Source organism: Brooklawnia cerclae, from assembly GCF_011758645.1.
In the GTDB taxonomy this organism is placed as follows: domain Bacteria; phylum Actinomycetota; class Actinomycetes; order Propionibacteriales; family Propionibacteriaceae; genus Brooklawnia; species Brooklawnia cerclae.
Window position 1 is genome coordinate 168,253 of the sequence record NZ_JAAMOZ010000003.1, and the last position, 20,718, is coordinate 188,970.

Genomic DNA, 20,718 nt, shown 5'->3' on the forward strand with positions numbered 1-20,718 from the left:
TCCGGGCCCGACCACGGTTCGGGAAGCTGGGCTCGCGGATGGTCCCGGGACGAACCTGTGGAAGACTTCGTCTCATGGCAGAACCGGTAGTGGCGGTCATAGTGGGGGCAGGCCTCGGCCTGAGATACGGCGGGGACATTCCCAAACCCGCGTTGAAGCTCACGGGGCGCGCGCTACTGGTGATGTCGATCGAGGCCATGGCGGCGGGCGGTTGCACCCACGCGGTCGTGGTCGTCAACGCCAAGGTCGCCGAGGCCATCGGCCCGACCCTGGCCGCGTTGCCGATCCCCGTGCTCCAGACCTTCGGCGGTGCCACCCGGCAGGAGTCGGTCCACAACGGCCTACGTGTCATCCGGGACGATCCGAGGCTCAAGGGGACGAAGATCGTCCTCATCCACGACGCGGTGCGCCCCATGGTTCCCGCCAACGTGATCGCCGGCGTCATCAAGGCCCTGCGCGAGGGAGCCAAGGCGGTGGCCCCGGCCGTTCCCGTGACCGACAGCATGCGGCGCCTCGACGGCGACGGACGCACCCAGGTCGTCGACCGTACGACGTTGCGCGCGATCCAGACGCCGCAGGGTTTCCCCTTCGACGTCATCTGGGACGCGCACGAGCGCATGGCAGCCGACGGCGCGGAGTTCACCGACGACGTGTCCTGTGCCCAGCGAGCCGGCCACGACGTCACGCTCGTGCCCGGCTCGCTGCTGTCGATGAAGATCACCGAACCCAACGACCTGACGGTGGCGCAGGCGCTCTGGAAGGTCCGCGACACCCTCGGCCACCATTCCGGGCGGCGGTTCTTCCGTCATTTCGGGCGGTGAGCCCTCGATGATCAGGACCGGGATCGGCTTCGACGCCCATCGACTCGCCGAGGACACGCCCATGTGGGTCGCGGGGCTGCACTTCCCGGACGAACCTCGGGGACTCGCCGGTCATTCCGATGGTGACGTGGCTTGTCACGCGGCCTGTGACGCCTTGTTGTCGGCGGCCGGCCTCGGCGACATGGGCTCCAATTTCGGCACGAGCGACCCGGCATGGGCCGGGGCCAGCGGTGTCGCGTTCCTCGCCGAGACAGCGTCGCGGGTCGCCGCCGCCGGGTGGCACATCGGGAACGTCTCGATCCAGGTGATCGGCAACCGGCCCCGGCTGGCGGGGCGCAGGGCGGAGGCCGAGAAGGTGATCTCGGACGCGCTGGGCGGCGTCCCGGTGTCACTCGCCGCGACTACTGCCGACGGCATGGGCTTCACCGGCGCGGGAGAGGGCGTCGCGGCGGTCGCGACGGCACTCATCGAGGCCGCGCACACTATTGGGGTTGATCGTGGGTCGAGTACGACCCACGATCAACCCCAATAAAGTTCTGCGGAGGTCAGGCCACCTCGTCCTCGGCGGCGACGAACGTGTTGCACGTGCCCAGGGAGGTGTTCTGCGTGCCGCGGGTGAACCACAGCTGACGAGAGTCGCCGTGGCCATGGTTGCCCTCGATGGTGGGATCCCCTGACAGCTGGTCGTCGCCGATCGCGTAGAACAGCTCCGAGATCTCCTGGGAGCCCGCCTCGTCGACACCGACCGAGTAGCCCACCGAGTCGATGAACTCGCCGGCGAAGCAGTCGGCCTGCACCTCGAGACGCCGGGAAAGGCTCAGCGCGTCGGACTCGTCCGACCTGCCCTCCCATGCCGACTCCGAGATGAGCATGCCGGTACGGGCCTGGATGGCGTGCCCGAACTCGTGGGCGATGATGCTCTCGACCACGTAGTCGACCCGCTGCAGGTTGGCGGGGATGATGTCGGGCAGGTCGGTCGCGTAGTAGACCTGCTGGTCACCTCCGCAATAGGCGGCGTTCTGCGTGTCCATCGTCCCGCACTTGGTCTGGATCGGGGAACTGTAGACCGTGACGCTGGGCCGAACGGCCTCGAACCCGGCCGATTCCAGGGCCGGCGCGAACACCCGCATGAGGCATCCGGTCAACTCGTTGAAGTGAGCCTCCAACTGGGCGTCGGACGCCGAGGTGAGGTCGATCGGGGCGGCGTCGCAGCGCACCGGCTCCGCCACAGACTGGTCGTAGACCGCGTTGTCGGTGAGCCATTCGCTGGCTTCCTCGTACGTGTCGGGCACGGGCAGGTCCGGCGGGCTCAGGTCGGGTGCGGGCACCTGGTAGCTCTCGTTCTGGTACTCCGCGGGCGGAGCCTCGACGGTCGGGAGATCGTCGGTCTCGGAGAACAGGCCCACCAGCACGATGCCCGCGACGATCGCCCCGAGCACGAACAGAATGACGCGGATCGCGGAGGCGGCCCCCCTGCCGCGGGACACCTGTTGCTGGGGACGATAGGTCTGGGCCTGGGTGCCCCAGGGCTGCTGCGCGACCGGTGGGGCCCACTGCTGGCGTGGCGCACCCCACTGCTGCGCCGACGCGCTCCACTGGGGCTGTGCCGCAGCCCATCGCTGCGGAGGGACGGCCCGGCCGCCCTGCTGACCCCAGTTCTGCTGACCCCACTGACTCACGCGACCAGAGTAACCGCAGGCGGGAGCAGCCCGACGAGGAAAAACTCAACCTCGCTTGCGATAGCTTGGGGGCGATGGGCCGAGGGGATGCCGGTGTCCGTCCGGGTGACCAGGCATTCCCGCAAGACCGACCAGAAAGAGGTGCGCTGTGAGCACACGCCACGGGCTGCGCAAGCCCGCTCGTCCTCGCGCCGGACTCGTGCGCGCCGGCCTCGTGGTCGCGGCCGCCTCGCTCGTCGGGCTCTGCGCGTTCACGGCGCCCGCGGCTGCCGAGGACATGGCCGAGTCCTACGTCGTCGAGGGGCAGGTGCTCGCCGACGGCACCCTCAACGTCTCCGAGACGATCACCTTCGGTGGCGACGCGCCGGACAGCCTCGAACAACGGCTCGCCACGGTCAAGGACGGCCTCGAATACACCGTCCTCAGGTACGACATCAGCGATGTACGCGTCACCGCAGGCGGTTCCGATCTCGGCCCGTCGATCACCAGCGACGGCGACTACCTGGTGATCAGCGTCGATACCGCGCAGGCCGGATCCGATCCGATCGTCATCGAGTACACGGTGAAGGGTGCCGCGGTCGCGCTCCCCGAGGTCTCCGGTCAGGATCCCCGCACCGAGGTCTCCTGGCGCTACCTGCAGGGGCTGAGCGTGGGCGTGCAGGACGTGAGCGGCACCGTCACGCTGCCGGATTCCACCAGGACGCTCGACATCGACTGCCAGGCGGGCCCGCCCGCTGCGACCACGAGTTGCTCGACCTTCGCGTCCGGCACCTTCGAAGCGCTCGATCCCGAGTTCACCGACGGGCCCCGCGGCACCGGCGAGGTCGTCGATCTGTCGTTCGTCGTGCCGTCCAGTGCTGTCGTCCCCAATCAGATCCTCGACCACCGGTGGACGCTCGATCGCGCGTTCTCGACCGATCTTCTCCCGCTCCTCGTCGCGCTCGGAGCCCTGGTCGTCGGCGGCGTCGCGTTGTACCTCCTGCATCGCGCGGTAGGTGCGGACGAGACCGGAGCCAAGCCGACCATCGTGGCCGAGTTCGAGCCGATCGCCAAGGGCGAGGAGCGATTCCAGCTCGTCGTCCCGATCCTCCCGGGCGAGGTGGGCACGGTGATCGACGAAAGAGTCGATCCTGTCGACATCACGGCGACGATTGTCGACCTCGCTCAGCGAGGTCACCTGACCATCGTGGAGCTGCCCCGCCAGGGGGCGCACGCCGCGCCGGACTGGACCTTCGAGCGCCGTACCGGGGCCGACGAACTCCACGGGTACGAACAGGCGCTGCTGGACGCGATCGCGCCGGCCGGGGGCGAAGCCGTCACGGTCTCGGGCATCGGCGGGGCGGTCCAGGACGTCGTGGGCGATGTGCAGGGCCGGATCTACGAGGAGGTCGTGCGCGAGGGCTGGTTCGCCCAGCGGCCCGACTCGGTGCGCAACGTCTGGGGACGCCTCTCCGGTGCTCTGGTGGGAGCCACCGTCGTCGTCCTGGCGTTGCTGGTCGCGTTCACCTCGTTCGGCATCCTCGGCCTGGTGCTCGTCGGGCTGGCGCTGGCCCTGCTGTGGGTCAGCCAGCAGATGCCCCGGCGCACGGCCCAGGGCGCGTCCGTGCTGAGGGGATTGGAAGTGCTGTCGATCAACCTGCAGACCCAGCCCACCGATCACGTGCCGAAGGACGACGCCTACGCGGAGATCTCGCGCATCCTGCCGTACGCGATCGTGCTGGGTGGCCTCGACCGCTGGCTGCAGGCCATGGTCGAGGCGGACAACGACCCCGGCGTCCCCGACCCCGACGACCTGTCGTGGTACAGGGCACCCAACTCGTGGCATCTGTCCGACCTGCCGGCCTCGCTCGACGCGTTCATCACGATGGTGCAGGGCAAGCTCTACGCCCGCCGCTGAGCGGGTTTCGAGACGGTAGGTGCTGGTTTCGACAGGCTCAACCAGCGTTTCGACAGGCTCAATCGGCGTTCCGACAGTCGGTCCCTGAGCCTGTCGAAGGGACGGGACCGCCTGTCGGAGAGCAGCCGTCGAAAGGACTCAGAGCTCCAACCCGGGGTACAGCGGGTGATGCCCCAGCAACTCGTCGGCGGCGGCCTTCGTCGCGTCGGCGACGCCGTCGCCGATCGTGTACTTGGCCTTGCCCGGGGTGCCCTGGGAGGTGGTCGTCGGGGTCGTTGCGCGCAGGGCCTGGACGATCAGTTCGGCGACGCGGTCCATGTCGTCGGCCGAGAAACCACGGGTGGTCAGGGCCGGTGTGCCCAGGCGGATGCCCGAGGTGTACCAGGCCCCGTTCGGATCGTGCGGGATCGAGTTGCGGTTGGTCACGATGCCGGAGTCGAGCAGCGCGCCCTCGGCCTGCCGTCCGGTGAGCCCGAACGAGCCAGCCACGTCCAGCAGGACGATGTGGTTGTCGGTGCCGCCGGTGACCAGCGTCGCGCCACGCTTCAGCAGACCATCGGCCAGGGCCTTCGCGTTGTCCGCGACCTGCTGCGCGTAGGTCTGGAACGAGGGCTGGCGTGCCTCGGCCAGTGCGATCGCCTTGCCCGCCATCATGTGGCCGAGCGGCCCGCCGAGCACCATCGGGCAGCCGCGATCGACGTCGTCGGCGAACTCGGAGGTGGCCAGCACCATGCCGCCACGGGGACCGCGGAGCGACTTGTGTGTGGTGGTGGTGACGACCTGGGCGAAGGGCACCGGGTTCTCGTCCCCCGTGAACACCTTTCCGGCGACCAGACCGGCGAAGTGGCTCATGTCGACCATCAGCACGGCGCCGGCCTCGTCGGCGATCTCGCGCATCTTCGCGAAGTCGATGCGCCGCGGGTAGGCGGAATACCCGGCGACGAGGATCAGCGGCGAGAACTCCAGCGCCTGCTTGCGGATCGCCTCGTAGTCGATGAGACCGGTCAGCGGATCGGTGCCGTAGCTGCGCTGATCGAACATCTTGCCGGAGATGTTGTGGCGGAAGCCGTGGGTGAGGTGACCGCCCGCGTCCAGGCTCATGCCCATCAGGCGCTGGTTGCCGAGATCGTGGCGCAGCTTGTCCCAATCGGCCTGGTCGAGGTCGTTGACGGTCTTCGCGCCCAGGGTCTTCAGTGCGGGGGTCTCGACGAAGTGGCTGAGGATCGCCCAGTAGGCGACGAGGTTGGCGTCGATGCCCGAGTGCGGCTGCACGTAGGCGTACTCGGCGCCGAACAGGGCACGAGCGTGCTCGGCCGCCACGGACTCGACGGTGTCGATGTTCTGGCAACCCGCGTAGAAGCGGTGACCGATCGTTCCTTCCGCGTACTTGTCAGACAACCAGGTTCCCATGCCGAGCAGCGCGGGCAGGGACGCGTAGTTCTCCGAGGCGATCAGCTTCAGCGAGTGCCGTTGGTCATGCAACTCGGCTGTGATGGCCTCGGCGATCCGGGGCTCGACACCCTGGACGAGCTGAAGGATGGCCTGGTAGGCGACGGTGGCGGTGGCGGCAGGATCTGACACGTATTCACTCCCGTAGATCGATTGGCGAGATGCCGCCCACCACTCTATCGTCAGCTGCTCGCCTCATCCCTCATGGAGCGTTCCTTCACTCCGTTCAGATGCGCGTGCAGGGCTGCCTTCGCGGCCTCCGCGTCGTTGTTCTGCACCGCCTCCAGCACGGCTGTGTGCTCGGCCATCGTGGCGATGGAGTCGTTGACGCCGCGGGTGACCGACTGGCGCAGCCGGTGCAGGTGTGCGGGCAGCCCCTCGGCCTGCTGGATCAGGTAGTCGTTGCGCGAGTACCGGAAGATCGTGCGGTGGAATGCCCAGTCGGCGGCCATGTAGTCGCGGTAGGCGTCCATGTGCGCGCGATCCGGCACCACCCCGGCAACCGCGAGGGCGGTTTTCTCGTGCTTGACATGGGCCTTGGCCAGGTCGGCGGCCAGATGCGGCTGCTCGCTGAAGGCCAGGTTGAGTGCCCCCAGTTCGAGGACGATCCGGGCGTCGAGCAACTGCGAGATCTGGTCGGTGCTGAGCGGCGGAGCCACGTGATAGCCGCGCAGCGGCGCCCGCAGGACGAGCCCGGTGCGCTCGAGGTGGACGAGGGCCTCTCTCACGGGCGTGGGGGAGACCTGCAGATCGTGGGCGAGCCCATCGATGCTCAGAGCGGCGCCCGGTGGCAGGGCGCCGGACATGAGCATGTCCACCAAGGACTCGTATACGGTGTCGCGCAGGACTTTGCGCTCCAGTGGCTTGATCCTGGTCTGTGCCACGGTCCCTCCTCGTTGACGGTCGCGGATGCCTGCTCGTGCCCGGTGCCTCAGCGGCTCACATCACGGCGCCGATGTGCCACGGGACGAACTCGTTCGACCCGTATCCCAGGGCCTCGCTGTTGGATGGCTTGCCCGACGCGAGGTCGAGCAGGGCGTTGTAGATCTCGGTGCCCTTCTCCTCGAGGGAGGCACCACCCGTGAACACCGGTCCGCAGTCGACGTCCATGTCGTCCGGCATGCGCTGGTAGAGGTCGGTGTTCGTGGCGAGCTTGAGGGTGGGGGCCGGACGCGTCCCCAGCGCGGAGCCGCGTCCCGTCGTGAAGCACACGAGGTTCGCGCCGCCGGCGATCAGGCCGGTGACCGACACGGGATCGTAGCCGGGGGTGTCCATGAAGCCCAGGCCGTCGGTGTCGATCGGCTTCGCATAGTCGTAGACGGCCGACAGCGGTGCCTGGCCGGCCTTGGCGACGGCTCCGAGCGACTTCTCGAGGATGGTGGTGATGCCGCCGGCCTTGTTGCCGGGCGACGGGTTCGCGTCCATCGTCGTCCCGGAACTCGCGGTGTAGTCCTCCCACCAGTCGATCATGTCGAGCAGGCCGGACGCGACGCTGCGCGAGGTCGCCCGCCGGACGAGCATGCTCTCGGCCCCGTAGATCTCGGGGGTCTCGGCGAGCACGGAGCGTCCGCCCTGCGCCACGATCAGGTCGGACGCGTAGCCGAGCGCCGGATTGGCGGTGAGCCCCGAGAACGCGTCGCTGCCGCCGCAGTTGAGCCCGAGCACGAGTTCACTGACCGGCCGCTCCTCACGGACGAACGAGGCGTTCACCTCCGGCAGCATCTCAGCGATGGCCGCCAGGGCGGAGTCCACCGTGGCCCGGGAGCCTCCGCTGAACTGGATGTTCATGCGTGCGATCGGGGTGCCGGGGCGAAGGACGATGTGCTTGACCATCTGGTCGATCTGGTTGCCCTCGCAGCCGAGCCCGATGACGAGCAGGCCGGCGACGTTCGGGTGGGCGGCGTAGCCGGCCAGGGTGCGCCGCAGGATGTCGGTGCCGCGGCCGACAGGCATCGCGCAGCCCAGCGTGTGCGTGACCGCCATGACGCCGTCGACGTTGGGGTAGTCGCGCAGCAGGTCGCGGCGGCGTGCCTCGTCCTCGATCATCCGGCACACGGTGGCCGAGCAGTTCACCGTCGAGACGACCGCGATGTAGTTGCGGGTGGCGGTGCGGCCGTCGCTGCGCCGGGCGCCGAGGAAGGTGGTGCGTGCGGGGAGGCCGGGCAGCTCGTGGCTGCGCGTGCCGAAGTCGTCGGGGCTCGGCTTGGTGTGGCTGCTGAACTGCACGTTGTGGGTGTGCAGGTAGTCGCCGGCCTTGATCTGCTCGCTGGCCACGCCGATCTGGTACCCGTACTTGAAGACGGGGGCCTGGGTCTCGATGTCGCTGATGGCCACCTTGTGACCGGCGGGCACGTCGCCGTGGATCGTCAGCCGTCGGTCACCGACGGTGACGATGGTGCCGTCGGCAAGCGGGGCCCTCGCGACCGCCACATTGTCGGTTTCCTTGAGGACGAGGAGCGAATCTGCGCTCGGCATCGCTGGTACCTTCCGGGGTTGAGGACGGCATCTCTGGCGTCCATCAGAGTCGTCTTCCGAACAAGCGAATCCTATCAGATATTGTATGTTGCTCGGTCGGCGGTTCGCTGTTCAACCTCGATTCCGTGCGATCTCGTAGAGGGCGACCGATGCGGCCACCGATGCGTTCAGGCTCTCGACGGTGCTGGCGATCGGAATCCTCGCCAGCACGTCGCAGTGCTCCCGCGTGAGCCGCGACAGTCCGTCGCCCTCCGAGCCGACGACGAGCACGACAGGGCCGTCGAGAGCGGGGGCCTCGGCGATGTCGGTGTCGCCCTCGCCCGCGAGGCCGACGACGGTGAAGCCCGCCTTGGCGAAGTCGCCCAGCGTCCGGTTCAGGTTGGTGGCCCGGGCCACGGGGACGCGTGCGATGGCACCGGCGGACGATTTCCAGGCCACCGCGGTGACCGATGCGCTGCGCCGCTCGGGAATCACCACGCCATGGGCGCCGAAGGCCGCGGCCGACCGGACGATCGCGCCGAGATTGTGCGGGTCGGTGATCCCGTCGAGCGCCACGACGAGGGCCTCACGGCTGTCGTCGTCCAGCGCAGCGGCCAGGAGGTCGTCGGGATGAATGTAGTCGTAGCCGGGCAATTGCATGGCCACGCCCTGGTGGACCGCGCCGCCCGTGAGGCGGTCCAGCTCGCCGCGGGTGGCCTGGAGAAGCGAGATGGAGTGCTCGGCCGCGTACTTGAAGATCTCGCGCAGCCGGTCGTCCCGCTCACTTCCCTCGGCCACGTAGGCGGCCTTGACGGGCAGCCCGGCCTGCAACGCCTCCAGCACAGGGTTGCGCCCGACCACCCAGTCGGGCCCCGCGCCCTGCCCGTGCGAGGTCGCACGGGCCTGTGCGGGCTTGCTCGTCTTGCTGTTCTTCGCCTTGTACGCCTTGTGGTAGACGCGATCCTCGGCCTTCGGTGTCGGGCCGCGGCCCTCCAGCTTGCGACGGTGCTGTGCCATGGTTTTCTCCTAGAGGCTCCAGCGGACGCCGTCCGCGGTGTCGGCGACGGTGATGCCGAGCGACGACAGGGTGTCGCGGATCGCGTCGGCGCTCGCCCAGTCCTTGCGCGCACGGGCCTGCGCGCGCTGATCGAGGACGAGGGTGACCAGGCCGTCGAGGACGCTGCCCAGGTCTTCGGTGGCGGTTCCCTGCCATTCTGGGTCGTGCGGGTCGAGGCCGAAGACGTGCAGCATGGCCCGCACCTGTCGCAGCGCGTCCGAGGCGGCGCTCGCGTCCCCGCAGTCCAGCGCACGGTTGCCGGCCTTGACGGTGTCGAAGACGGCAGCCATCGCCTGGGGTGTGCCCAGGTCGTCGTCCATGGCCTGGACGAAGGCCTCCGGCAGGTCGCCGAAGTCGAAGCCGACCCGTCCGGACGCCCCGGCGCGCTCCAGGAACGAGTCGATGCGCGCGAGCTGAGCGGACGCCTCGCTCAGCGAATCGTCCGAGAACTCGATGGCCGAACGATAGTGCGGCACCGCCAGGTACAGTCGCACGGCCCGCGGGGCGTACTGCTTGGTGACCTCGGTGACGATCGTGCCGTTGCCCAGTGACTTGCTCATCTTCTCGCCGGCCATGGTGACGAACGCGTTGTGCATCCAGTAGCGGGCGAAGCCGTGGCCGGCGGCGCGCGACTGGGCCAGCTCGTTCTCGTGGTGCGGGAAACGCAGGTCGAGCCCGCCGCCGTGGATGTCGAACTCGTCGCCGAGGTACTTGAGGCTCATCGCGGAGCACTCCAGGTGCCAGCCCGGTCGTCCCGGGCCCCAGGGGCTGTCCCACGACGCTGTCGCGGGCTCGGTCGGCTTGGTGCCCTTCCACAGTGCGAAGTCGCGGGGGTCGCGTTTGCCCCGTGGGTCGGCGTCGGCGGCCGGGGCCATGTCCTCGATGCGCTGGCGCGAGAGTTCGCCGTAGTCGGGCCACGACCGGACGTCGAAGTAGACATCGCCGGAGCCGTCGGCGGCCGGGTAGGCGTGGCCGGCCTCGATGAGGTCGGTGATCAGGGCCCACATCTCAGGGATGTGACCGGTCGCCCGGGGCTCGTAGTCGGGTGGGCGGCAGCCGAGGGCCGCGTAGGCGCGGTGCAACTCGAGCTCCATCGCATAGGCGAGCTCGTACCACTCGATGCCCTGGGCAGCCGATTTGGAGAGGATCTTGTCGTCGATGTCGGTGATGTTCGCGACCACCTTGACCTGATGGCCGGTGACGGTCAGCCAGCGGCGCAGCACGTCGAAGACGACTTCCTTGCGGATGTGGCCGAGATGGGGAGGAGCCTGTACGGTGAGGCCGCAGTGGTAGATGGAGACTTTCCCGGGCACGAGGGGATGGAACTCGGTTACAGCCCCGAGTCGTTCGTCGTACAGATGGAAGCTCACTCGTCGCAGTCTAGTGGCACTGCACTACAATCAGGACGCCGTCACCCACTCGGAGGTTCGCATGGCCGAGATCCGCAAGCATCGTCCCCGCACGAGCGCCATCGGCGACGTGGTGCGGGCCAGCGTCGGGGCCGTCCCACGTCCGGTGACCCCGGGCGAACCCCAGCCGTCGGCGACCGATGACGATCCGTTCTTCGTCGAGGACGCCCCGGGGGCCGCGGATTCCTCGTCGGTGACCGATGCGCCTCCCGTGAGCGCCGCGATCCTGGCGAGCGAGGGCTGGTTCAGCCTCGCGGCGGACGCGGTCCAGGCGCTGGCCGAGGCCTCGCGTCCGCACCCGGACGCCCCCACCGACCAGGACGAGTAGGCGCCGCGCACCGCTCGTCCCACCGTCGCGGGCGCCGCGGACTGATCGCCCATTGTTGCGGACGCCGCGGACCGATCGCCCCCTTGTTGCGGACGCCGCGGACCGATCACCCCATATGTTGCGGACGCGCGGACCGATCGCCCCCTTGTTGCGGACGCCGCGGACAGATCGCCCCATTGTTGCGGATGGAATCTGTTGTTGCGGACGAGATCTTGCCCGCAACAACAGATTCCATCCGCGGAATGTGGGGGGAGCAGATTCCATCCGCGGAATGTGGGGGAGCCGGGTGCGTTCAGCGCCTTCCGGCCGCCTTCTTCCGTAGCGCCGCGATGTCCAGGACGCCCGCGCCCGCCGGGTCCTCGGACTCCGCGGCCTCCTCCCACGGGTCGACGACGGCGGGCAGCCCCTCGGTCACGGTGTCGTCGAGGTAGCCCAGCGAGGGGTCGTAGGGATTGACCGGGACCCGGGCGTCGGGTGCCGCCGCGGTCAGGCTCGACATCTCCTCGTCCGGAAGCGTGCGCAGCACGTCACGGATGTAGCCCGCTGTGGCCTCGGGCGTCGGCACAGGGCGATGCTCGCGCTCGGACTGGTACCACCGGTAGTCGAGTATCTCGTGGTACAGCTGCGCCGGGTCGCGCTTGCGGACCAGGTCGGGCGGGATCATGTGGACGACGGGCTCGAAGCACTCGGTGAGCCAGCGGTGGGCGGCGACGGCCTCGTCCACCTGCTGCAGGTCGTGGCGGGCCACGAACGTGTCGAGGTCGTTGAGCAACCTGCGGGCCTGGTTCTCCTCGGTGTCGAGGCCGGTGAGGCGCAACAGGCGACGGGAGTGATGACCCGCGTCCACGACCTTGGGTTGGATCTTGATCATCTTGCCGTCCAGCGAGGTCGAGATGTCGAGCTCGGCGATGTCGAAGCCGAGCGCGTTGAGGCGCCGGACGCGTCCCTCGATGCGATCGAGCTGGCTCCCGCTGAACTCCTCGACGCCGGTCAGCTCGTCCCACAGCTCCTCGTAGCGCGACTCGATCGTCTGGACCATCGTCAGCGGCTCGAGCGACTCGGCCAGCAGGCCGCCGGCTTCCAGGTCGCAGAAATCGCCGAAGATGTTGACGCGCGCGATCTGCAGGTCGCTGGCGCGCTGGCCGTCGGTGAGCCGGTCGTGCAGTTCGCCGGTCTCGGCGTCGACCAGGTACGCGGCGAACTCCCCGGCGTCGCGTCGGAACAGGATGTTCGACAGCGAGACATCGCCCCACATGAAGCCGCTCAGGTGGAGCCGGGCGATCAGGACGACCATCGCGTCCAGCAGGCGCAGCACGGTCTCGTTGCGGACGCCGGGGGTGAACAGAGAGCGGTAGGGCAGTGCGAACTCGAGATGCCGGGTGAGCAGTATCGGGTCGAGCGGTGTGCCGTCGGCGGCCTGCCTGCCGCTGACCACTCCTATCGGCTCGACCGACGGGGTGCGCAGACGGCGCAGGTCGTGCAGCAGCCGGTACTCGTGGATGGCCAGCGACTCGTTGACCTCCTTGGCCGCGAACACGTCGCCACCCACCCGGATGAACCGCACGACGTGGCGGGAGATGCCACGCGGCAGCGCGACGAGGTACTGCTCGGGCCACTCCGCCAGCGGTTGCGCCCAGGGTAGGGGCAGCAACCGGGAGTCAGGCGTGGCGGACAGGAATCGTGGCACGGATCCAGTCTGCCATCGCCGGTGGGGTGCAGGCCTTGACGGGCCCGACCTGCGTTTCTGTTGGGTCCCTGAGCCTGTCGAGGGGACGGTGGCTTCGACAGGCTTGTGGTCGGTCCTTGAACTTGTCGAAAGGATGGTGGCTTCGACAGGCTCAGCCGGCGTTTTCGGGCTCGGCCAGCGCTCTCGGGCTCAGCCAGCGTCTTGGTCGGTCCTTGAGCTTGTCGAAAGGAGGGTGGCTTCGACAGGCTCAGCCGGCGTTTTCGGGCTCGGCCAGCGCTCTCGGGCTCAACCGGCGTTTCTGGTCGGTCCTTGAGCTTGTCGAAAGGAGGGTGGCTTCGACAGGCTCAGCCGGCGTTCTTAGGCTCAGCCGGCGTTTTCGGGCTCGGCCGGCGTTCTTGGGCTCGGCCGACGACCTTGGGCTCAGCCGACGCTCGCGGCGCGCTCCAGGCCATCGGCGATGTCGGTCACGAGGTCGACCGAGGGCTCGATGCCGACCGACAGCCTCAGGAGCCCGGGCGTGATCCCTGCGGCGAGCTGGGCCTCCGGCGTCATCGCCGCGTGGGTCATCGACGCCGGATGGGCGACCAGCGACTCCACACCACCAAGGGATTCCGCGATGTCGAAGATACGCAGCCCGCGGCAGAACGCCTCGGCCGCCGGACGCCCGCCCGTCAACTCGAAGCTGATCATCGACCCGAAACCGTGCTGCTGGCGCACGGCGATGTCGTGACCGGGGTGGTCGGGCAGGCCGGGGTAGTGGACGCGGGACACCGCCGCGTGGCCGCTCAGCAGGGCGACGATGTCGGCTGCGTTCGCGTCGTGCACGCGGACGCGGGCATCGATCGTCCGCAGGCCGCGGAGCACCAGCCACGAATCGAGCGGGCTCGCCGTCACGCCGAGCACGTTGGCCCAGTGGGCAAGATCGGCGGCACGCTGCTCGTCGGAGGCGACCACGGCGCCCCCTACGACGTCGGAGTGCCCGTTGATGAACTTCGTCGTCGAGTGCAGGACGACGTCACAGCCGAACTCCAGGGGGCGCTGGCGCACGGGGGAGCAGAAGGTGTTGTCGGCCACCACGACGGCGCCGGCGGCGTGTCCCAGGTCGGCGGCGTGCCGCAGGTCGACCAGTCGGAGAAGGGGATTCGACGGCGTCTCGACGAGCAGCAGGTCGCAGGGCCGGTCGAGGGACGCCCGGAACGCGTCCTCGTCGGTCTGGTCGACGAAGTCGACGCTGAACGAGCCCTTGCCGCTCAGGTGCATCAACAGGCGCCAGGTGCCGCCGTAGCAGTCGTGCGGGGCGACGATTCGTCCGTTCGCGGGCACGAGCGCGGCGAAGACGGTGGTGAGCGCCGCGAGCCCGGAGGCCGTTATCACGCCCTTGACCCCACCCTCGAGGGTGGCGACGGCCTCACCCAACAGGTCGCGTGTCGGGTTGCCCGACCGCGAGTAGTCGTACTGGGGCCGCAACTCGATCGACTCGAACGAGAAGTTGGTGCCCGGGTAGATGGGAGGCACGATCGAACGGAACGCCTGATCGGCGTCCAGGCCGGCGCGCAGCCCGCGCCCGAGTTGGGAGATGTCACCGCTCACGCCGTCACCCTACCCCGAAGACGAGGTGGGGTGACGGCGTGGACGAGGCGGGACGGTCAGCCCAGCCGGTTGCCGGTCTCCTTGTTGAAGACGTGCACGGTGTCGGGCTGGACGGCGAGGTGCACGGTGGCGCCGCGCTTGGGCGGCGTCCGGGTGGTCACGCGGGCCACGATCTGCTTGCTGGCATCGCCCGAGATGGCGGAGTCCGCCTCGCCCTTGAGCGAGCCGTAGAGGAACGAGTCGGCGCCGGTCTCCTCGACCACCGCGATGTCCATGGCCACGCCGTGGGCGGAGTCGGACAGTTCGAACGACTCGGGCCGGATGCCCACCACGACGGCGTCGCCGGTGGCGCCCGCCAGCACCTCGCGCGGGACGGGGATCACGTGATCGGTCACCTTGACGCCCCCGTCGACGATCTTCGCGTCCATGAGGTTCATGGCGGGCGAGCCGATGAAGCCCGCGACGAAGATGTTGGCCGGCTTGTCGTAGAGCACCAGCGGGTTGTCCACCTGCTGCAGCAGGCCGTCGCTCATCACCGCGACCCGGTCGCCCATCGTCATGGCCTCGACCTGATCGTGGGTGACGTAGACGGTGGTGACCCCGAGCCGCGACTGCAACGCGGCGATCTGGGTGCGGGTCTGCACGCGCAGCTTCGCGTCCAGGTTGCTCAGGGGCTCGTCCATCAGGAAGACCTGCGGATTGCGGACGATGGCGCGTCCCATCGCGACGCGCTGACGCTGACCACCCGAGAGGTTCTTCGGCTTGCGGCTCAGCAGGTCCTGCAGGCCGAGCAGCTCGGCCGCCTCCTTGACGCGGCGGTCGCGCTCGTCCTTGCTGACGCCCTGCATCTTCAGGGCGAAGCCCATGTTGTCGGCGACCGTCATATGCGGGTAGAGGGCGTAGTTCTGGAAGACCATCGCGATGTCGCGGTCCTTCGGCGGCAGGTCGGTGACATCCCGGTCGCCGATCCACACCGAGCCGGTGTTCACGTCCTCGAGGCCTGCGAGCATGCGCAGCGAGGTTGACTTGCCGCACCCGGACGGGCCGACGAGCACCATGAACTCGCCGTCACCGATCTCGAGATTGAGCTTGTTGACCGCCGGATGATCCGATCCGGGGTAGACGCGCGTGGCGTCCCTGAAACTGACAGTGGCCATGAGCCACCCATCCTTTCCATGGGCAGGAACGTGCCCAACGATCCGTGGTAGAAGGACGAAGGGACAACCTCGTCCGCACCCTATCTTGCCATGCCGGGGGCCGACGCCCAAGACGACGGCCGAAGTCGGTCGCCGGAGGCGCGGTCCGTGTGCTGGTGACGGCGGTGGTGCCCCCGGTCAGCAGGGCTCGGCGAGCCAGGTGAGGAGCTGCCAGCGTCCACCCTCGTGGATGAAGACCCGCAGGTTGTCGAACGACTGGACGGCCTCGGGCTCGGCCAGGGTCCACTTGTCCACCCGGCACCGCGCCGTGGCCCGGTGGCTGCCGTGGAGTTCCAGCGCGAGCATGGTCGTCCGGCGATGGGCACCGACCGTGAGGCCAGCCACGAACTCGTCACGCGACGACAGCGCACCGCCCGGTCGGCGCATGGTGAACCGCTCATGCAGAAGCGAGCGGAAGAACCCCTTGTCGGCAGCCGATTCCGCGTCCCCGAGGCGCTGGTTGATCTCCAACAGCTCCGCCAACGCGGTCGTGGTCTGGTTCATGGGCACAGCCTAGGCGTGCCGCTCGTCGCGGTGGCGGCCGCCGGGGCATTCCCGGACAGGCCGGCCCGCAGGCGGCCCGCGCGAGGACGGGCGACCCCTCGTTTCGACAGGCTCAACGAGCATCCAGCCCGTGTGGCCCGCGCGAGGACGGGTGGCCCTTCGTTTCGACAGGCTCAACGAGCATCCAGCCCGTTGCGGCACGGGCCGAGGCGGGCGCATGCGGCGATTGGGGCGATTGCGGCGCCGGAGTAGAGTCGGCCCGTGGCTGCCGAACCCCCGAGCGACGGGAACCTCGTGCCCGATCCGGGCAGGGACGAGCCCGACAAGGACAAGGAGTGGTGGGATGATCCCGCCATGCCCTGGCGCCACAAGCCGGCCCGGGCCGACATCGCCTGTATGTCGTGGATCGGCTTCCTCGGCGTGTTCAGCCTGGCCATGCTGCCGGTTCGCGCCTGGTTGCTGGGTGCCCCGGAGCGGTTGCCCTGGCTGGTCGCCCTCATGGGCTCCCGTTCGGGAACCGCGGGCCTGGGCTCGTTCGTCCGTGTCGGCATGGACGTGCCGTTCGTGTGGCCGATCCTGCTCGGCACGCTGATGAGCATCAAGCTCGACTGGGTCTACTGGTGGGCCGGGAAGCTCTGGGGACGCGGCATCATCGAGGTCTGGGCAGGGCAGTCGGCGCGTGCCGCCCGCAACTACGCTCGCGCGGAACGATGGGCGACCAAGCTCGGCTGGGTGGGCATGTTCGTGGCCTACGTGCCGATCCCGCTGCCCGTCATGCCTGTCGTGTTCGTCCTCACGGGAGCCCATGGCATGAGCTGGAGGAAGTTCGTCCTGCTCGATGCCCTGTCGTGCTTCGTGTGGCTCGTGGGCTTCTTCCTGTTCGGCTTCGTGGTGGGCACACCGGCGGTCGAACTCCTCACGCTGTACGGCCGCGTGGCCAACTACATCGTCATCGCGCTGGTGGTCGTCATCGTGGTGTCGTCGATCATGCGTGGAGCGAAGCAGACCAAGCAGTCGGCCTGAGCGGACGCCCCCTGAGCGGCATGGGGGTCGTTCCCCAACCCGCCCCCAACCCGGGTGCCACGGGGTTGTCCCGGCCGGATCGCGGCCTACGTTGGCCGCATGTCCACGACGCAGCAGCCCCCGCGAACCGCATCGCGGTTGCCGGTGACCGCTGCCGTGCGCATCGCCGCCCTGTTGATCGGGCTGCCGCTGCTCCTCCACGTCGTCTGGGCGCTGACGCCGACGCGGCTCGGCGTGTGGCCGGCCGTCGTCGTTACCCTCGGCATGGGAATCGGACTGTCGGTCGTCTTCACCCGCCCGCGGTGCTCGTCAGTGGTTGATCCCGAATCTCTCGTGGAGGACGCGCAGGGGTTTGGGCGCCCACCAGTTCCACTTCCCGAGGACCGTCATCGTGGCGGGGACGAGCAGCATGCGGACCAGGGTCGCGTCGGCGGCCACCATGATCGCCAGCGCGACGCCGATCTGCTTGATGGCCTGCATCTGTCCTGAGACGAATCCGATGAAGACGGCCACGATGATGGCCGCCGCCGAGGTGATGATGCGGCCGGAGCGCTGGAGCCCGCGTGCGACCGCCTCGTCGTTGTCGAGCCCGGCGTCCCAGTACTCCTTGATGCGGGCGACCAGGAAGACCTCGTAGTCCATCGACAGCCCGAAGCCGAACGCGACCATGCAGGCGACGATGAACGTCTCGAGGCCGTTGGTGCGGGGCATGCCCAGGTGGCCGCCCTCGAAGATCCACACCGTGGCGCCCAGCGATGCCGCCAGCGAGAACAGGTTGATGAGGAGCGCCTTGAGCGGCACGATGAGGGAGCCGGTCATGAGGAACAGCAGGACCATGACGGCGACCACGACGATCGCGAGCGCCGCCGGCGCACCGTTGATCAGCGACCTGCTGAAGTCTTCCTGCATGGCTGCGTCGCCGCCCACGAGGAAGCCGTACCCCGGGTCGTAGTCGCGCAACTCGTCCACGAGCGAGACGACCGACTCCGAGACGCGGTCGTCGGTGTCCACATGGATCCCGAGTTCGGTCTGCCCGTCGTCGGAGGGCAGAGCGACGGCGGTGACGTAGGTGATGGCGTCCAGCCCTTCGATGTGCTCCACCAGCGCCGCCGACTCCGCCACCGGGACGTCGGCGACCGCGACGATCTCGGGCGAGGCGAGGGCAGGGTAGTCGTCCTGGATGGTGGTGTAGGCGGCCAGCGCCACCGATTCCGAGGGCAGGTACTCGACGAAGCTGCTGCGCATCTTGAGGCCCCCGAGCGGGTGGGCCATCACCGCGAGGATCGCGACGACCACCACGATGACCACCCACGGGATGCGCTGGACGAACCGGGCGAGTCGCGAGAACCCGCCCTCGTCGGACGATGCGTCGCCCACCGCGCGGGTGAGCGAGCGGAGGCCCGGGATGCGGTTGAGCAGCGAGGGATGGAGGAGCGCCGGGCCGAGCAGGACGATCACGGCCGGGACCAGGGTGACGGCAGTCAGTACCGCGAGCAGGGTGACGATGATGCCGCCCAGTGCGATGGCTCGCAGCACGGGCGAGCTGAAGACCAGCAGGCCGGCGATCGACAGGGCGATCGTCAGGGCGGAGAACGTGACCGTGCGGCCGGCGGTCGCGACAGTGCGCTGCGCGGCCCCCGCGACAATCTCCAGCGACGTCCGCCGGTCGGGCAGCCGCGACCCGTTGGCGGGGTAGCCGGCCGATGTCAGTCGCGTCGTGACCTCCTCGCGGTAGCGGCTCACCACGAGCAGGCCGTAGTCGATCGACAGCGCGAGGCCGATGATCGAGATCACGTTGAGGATGAAGCTGTTGATGTCCATGACGAAGGTCAGCAGCCAGATGCCGCCCAGACCGATCACGATGGACACGACGGCGCCGACGAGCGGGAGACCGGCGGCGAGGAGCCCGCCGAAGACGATGACCATCAGGAGCAGGGCGACCGGCAGGCCGACGGACTCGCCGCGTACCAGGTCGTCCTGCACCAGGGTCGTGATGTCGTCCCCGATGATCTTGTCGGACAGGGGGAGCACCTGCGCGTCGGGGAAGTCCTGGACGAGGTCGGTCGCGAACTCGCCGGCGGCCGCGGAGACGTCGTCGTGTGCGCGGGTGCTCGCGTCCTCGTCGAGGCCGGACGCGAGGTTGACCACGACCACGAAGCCGTCCTGCTCGGTGCTGATCAATGCCTGGATGCTGGGATCCTGGAGACCGGCCAGGGGATTGGTGGGATCGACGACCACCAGAGGATCGGTGACGGAGTCAACACCGGGGATGTCGGTGAACAGGGTTCTCTGGTCGGGCATGATCTGCATCAGCTCGGGGACGTCGTCCGGGATGACCACGCCCGTGACGACCAGGGTTATGGCATCGCCCGTGTCGCTGGTGGCGGTGAGGTCGGCGACCTCCTCCGACTCGGACCCGGGGACGTGGGCGGCCGTCGTCGCCATGCGGTCGAACAACCCGCCCTGGCCGAAGCCCTGGAACGTGGCGGTGAGCCCCAGTGTCAGGAGCACGAGCCAGCCGGCCAGGACCAGCCATGGACGTCGTGCGATCCCATGACCCAAGCGTTCGAACATTGATCCGCCCATCTTCCCGAAGACGAGTGAACTCTACAGGCGCGTGCACAGCGGCAGCGTCCTGCCATGGCGACCCCGCCCGGCGCCGGGCGTCGGGCGGTCACGCGTGGTATTCCTCGAACTCCAGGGTGGCCAGCAGGGAATCCACTGCGTCGGTGCTCACCTGCTCACCGCTGAGGCTCAGTGCGGCAGTGGCTGGGTACGGCCACTGCGAGGCGACGATCCAGACGGCCTGGCGCGGATCCCCTTCCGTGGTGTAGCTGAACTGTTGGACCAGCGCGTCGTAGGCTCCCGGCACCTCGATCTCGTCGATCCCGGCCACGTCGTAGTCGGTGAGGCTGATCGTGGCGGGGACGCTGAGCTTGGCCAGGGCCGACCGGGAGCCGATGTCGTCGCTGAACTCACCGGCCACCTGCAGCAGCAGGCCCTCGGTCTCGTAGGCGGCGGTCCATGCCTCCCCCACAGGCTCGGCGGCGGTCCAGGTGTCGTCGAGCCGGAACCGCCAGTGCCCGGCCTCCACGGCGGTTCCGGACTGCCGCGTGCAGCCGGTCACCACCAGCACGGCTGTGGTCGTGGCCAGCGCCACCAGGGTTCGGACGAGTCTGTTGCCGCGTCTGTCCCACATTGTCGAAGCCTCCTCACCGAACGCGGGCAGTATGGGGAGCCGACGTCCGCTTCGGCGCCGGCGTGTTCGGCGCGTCCATGTAGTGTGCCCCGGGCGGGGTGCAGCCCGAGCCGATCACACCGGAGTCGGGGCCGGGGCATCCTGCCCTGGCCGGGGTGGGATGGGTTTCGCACCCCGGCCGTGCGTCCTGCACAATGGTTGGCGAAGCCGGGTCGTGTTCACGGCACGCCTCCGTAGCTCAGCGGCCAGAGCATTCGCCTTGTAAGCGAAGGGTCGAGGGTTCGACTCCCTCCGGGGGCTCACCTAGTCAGAGCAGTCTATGGCCTTGCCGGCGGCAGTTCCGGGGCCGAGATTCGGTGCCATCTGATGGCGTGCGGTGGAGTCCGGTGGAGTCCGTCGGCTTTACCGGGTAAATGTCCGACTAG

The 20,718-nt window shown here is 68.8% G+C and carries 16 protein-coding genes, 1 tRNA gene and 1 pseudogene; 6 read left to right on the plus strand and 12 right to left on the minus strand.

The genetic code is table 11. The features are described from left to right. Positions 1–74: 74 nt before the first annotated feature. Together ispD and ispF are read left to right on the plus strand one after the other, a co-directional pair. Positions 75–864, plus strand: a pseudogene (gene ispD, locus FB473_RS15390) (2-C-methyl-D-erythritol 4-phosphate cytidylyltransferase); the annotation flags it as partial. A gap of 18 nt (positions 865–882) precedes the next feature. Next, the gene (gene ispF / locus FB473_RS15395) at positions 883–1,353 is read left to right on the plus strand and encodes a 2-C-methyl-D-erythritol 2,4-cyclodiphosphate synthase (RefSeq protein WP_376837127.1); all 471 of its coding nucleotides are present in this window, start codon (positions 883–885) and stop codon (positions 1,351–1,353) included. A gap of 13 nt (positions 1,354–1,366) precedes the next feature. On the opposite strand, the gene FB473_RS18525 is transcribed toward ispF, so the two are convergent. After that, positions 1,367–2,500: a neutral zinc metallopeptidase gene (locus FB473_RS18525; protein ID WP_167170828.1), complete on the minus strand. Its 1,134-nt coding sequence runs from the start codon at positions 2,498–2,500 to the stop codon at positions 1,367–1,369. A 148-nt stretch (positions 2,501–2,648) separates the two neighbouring features. On the opposite strand from FB473_RS18525, the gene FB473_RS15405 reads away from it, so the two are divergent. Next, the gene (locus tag FB473_RS15405; RefSeq protein ID WP_167170831.1) at positions 2,649–4,397 is read left to right on the plus strand and encodes a DUF2207 family protein; all 1,749 of its coding nucleotides are present in this window, start codon (positions 2,649–2,651) and stop codon (positions 4,395–4,397) included. Positions 4,398–4,535: 138 nt separating this feature from the next. Here the strand turns inward: FB473_RS15405 and FB473_RS15410 are convergent, their stop codons facing one another. The 5 genes from FB473_RS15410 to cysS form a co-directional block, all read right to left on the minus strand. Next, positions 4,536–5,996, minus strand: a complete 1,461-nt coding sequence (locus FB473_RS15410) for a glycine hydroxymethyltransferase (protein ID WP_341770153.1) — start codon at positions 5,994–5,996, stop codon at positions 4,536–4,538. A 32-nt stretch (positions 5,997–6,028) separates the two neighbouring features. Then, complete coding sequence (locus tag FB473_RS15415) at positions 6,029–6,730, minus strand: FCD domain-containing protein (protein ID WP_167170837.1); 702 nt, start codon at positions 6,728–6,730, stop codon at positions 6,029–6,031. Positions 6,731–6,785: 55 nt separating this feature from the next. Then, positions 6,786–8,321 carry a UxaA family hydrolase gene (locus FB473_RS15420; RefSeq protein ID WP_167170840.1) on the minus strand — a complete coding sequence of 512 codons (1,536 nt, stop codon included), beginning with the start codon at positions 8,319–8,321 and terminating at the stop codon, positions 6,786–6,788. 111 nt (positions 8,322–8,432) lie between these two features. After that, positions 8,433–9,317, minus strand: coding sequence for a 23S rRNA (guanosine(2251)-2'-O)-methyltransferase RlmB (rlmB, locus tag FB473_RS15425; RefSeq protein WP_167170843.1), 885 nt, complete (start codon positions 9,315–9,317; stop codon positions 8,433–8,435). A gap of 9 nt (positions 9,318–9,326) precedes the next feature. Further along, complete coding sequence (gene cysS / locus FB473_RS15430; RefSeq protein ID WP_167170847.1) at positions 9,327–10,727, minus strand: cysteine--tRNA ligase; 1,401 nt, start codon at positions 10,725–10,727, stop codon at positions 9,327–9,329. A gap of 61 nt (positions 10,728–10,788) precedes the next feature. Here cysS and FB473_RS15435 point away from each other — a divergent pair, with 61 nt between their 5' ends. Further along, positions 10,789–11,094, plus strand: a complete 306-nt coding sequence (locus FB473_RS15435) for a hypothetical protein (RefSeq protein WP_167170850.1) — start codon at positions 10,789–10,791, stop codon at positions 11,092–11,094. Between the two features lie 292 nt (positions 11,095–11,386). On the opposite strand, the gene FB473_RS15440 is transcribed toward FB473_RS15435, so the two are convergent. From FB473_RS15440 to FB473_RS15455, 4 genes are all read right to left on the minus strand, one after another. Next, positions 11,387–12,781, minus strand: a complete 1,395-nt coding sequence (locus tag FB473_RS15440; RefSeq protein ID WP_167170853.1) for a DUF4032 domain-containing protein — start codon at positions 12,779–12,781, stop codon at positions 11,387–11,389. Between the two features lie 420 nt (positions 12,782–13,201). Beyond that, a complete protein-coding gene (gene metB, locus FB473_RS15445) occupies positions 13,202–14,371 on the minus strand; it encodes a cystathionine gamma-synthase (RefSeq protein ID WP_167170856.1) in 1,170 nt (389 codons plus the stop codon). A gap of 56 nt (positions 14,372–14,427) precedes the next feature. After that, the gene (locus tag FB473_RS15450) at positions 14,428–15,528 is read right to left on the minus strand and encodes an ABC transporter ATP-binding protein (protein WP_167170859.1); all 1,101 of its coding nucleotides are present in this window, start codon (positions 15,526–15,528) and stop codon (positions 14,428–14,430) included. A gap of 177 nt (positions 15,529–15,705) precedes the next feature. Beyond that, on the minus strand, positions 15,706–16,071 hold the full coding sequence (locus FB473_RS15455) for a nuclear transport factor 2 family protein (protein WP_167170862.1): 366 nt from the start codon (positions 16,069–16,071) through the stop codon (positions 15,706–15,708). Positions 16,072–16,332: 261 nt separating this feature from the next. On the opposite strand from FB473_RS15455, the gene FB473_RS15460 reads away from it, so the two are divergent. Then, positions 16,333–17,094 (plus strand): DedA family protein, encoded by a 762-nt coding sequence (locus FB473_RS15460; RefSeq protein ID WP_208390847.1) that lies wholly within the window; start codon positions 16,333–16,335, stop codon positions 17,092–17,094. Between the two features lie 309 nt (positions 17,095–17,403). On the opposite strand, the gene FB473_RS15465 is transcribed toward FB473_RS15460, so the two are convergent. Both FB473_RS15465 and FB473_RS15470 read right to left on the minus strand, forming a co-directional pair. After that, positions 17,404–19,668, minus strand: coding sequence for an MMPL family transporter (locus FB473_RS15465; protein ID WP_167170865.1), 2,265 nt, complete (start codon positions 19,666–19,668; stop codon positions 17,404–17,406). 100 nt (positions 19,669–19,768) lie between these two features. Beyond that, on the minus strand, positions 19,769–20,293 hold the full coding sequence (locus tag FB473_RS15470) for a hypothetical protein (RefSeq protein WP_167170869.1): 525 nt from the start codon (positions 20,291–20,293) through the stop codon (positions 19,769–19,771). 227 nt (positions 20,294–20,520) lie between these two features. On the opposite strand from FB473_RS15470, the gene FB473_RS15475 reads away from it, so the two are divergent. Next, positions 20,521–20,593 (plus strand) — tRNA-Thr (locus FB473_RS15475). The last annotated feature ends 125 nt before the right edge of the window (positions 20,594–20,718 follow it).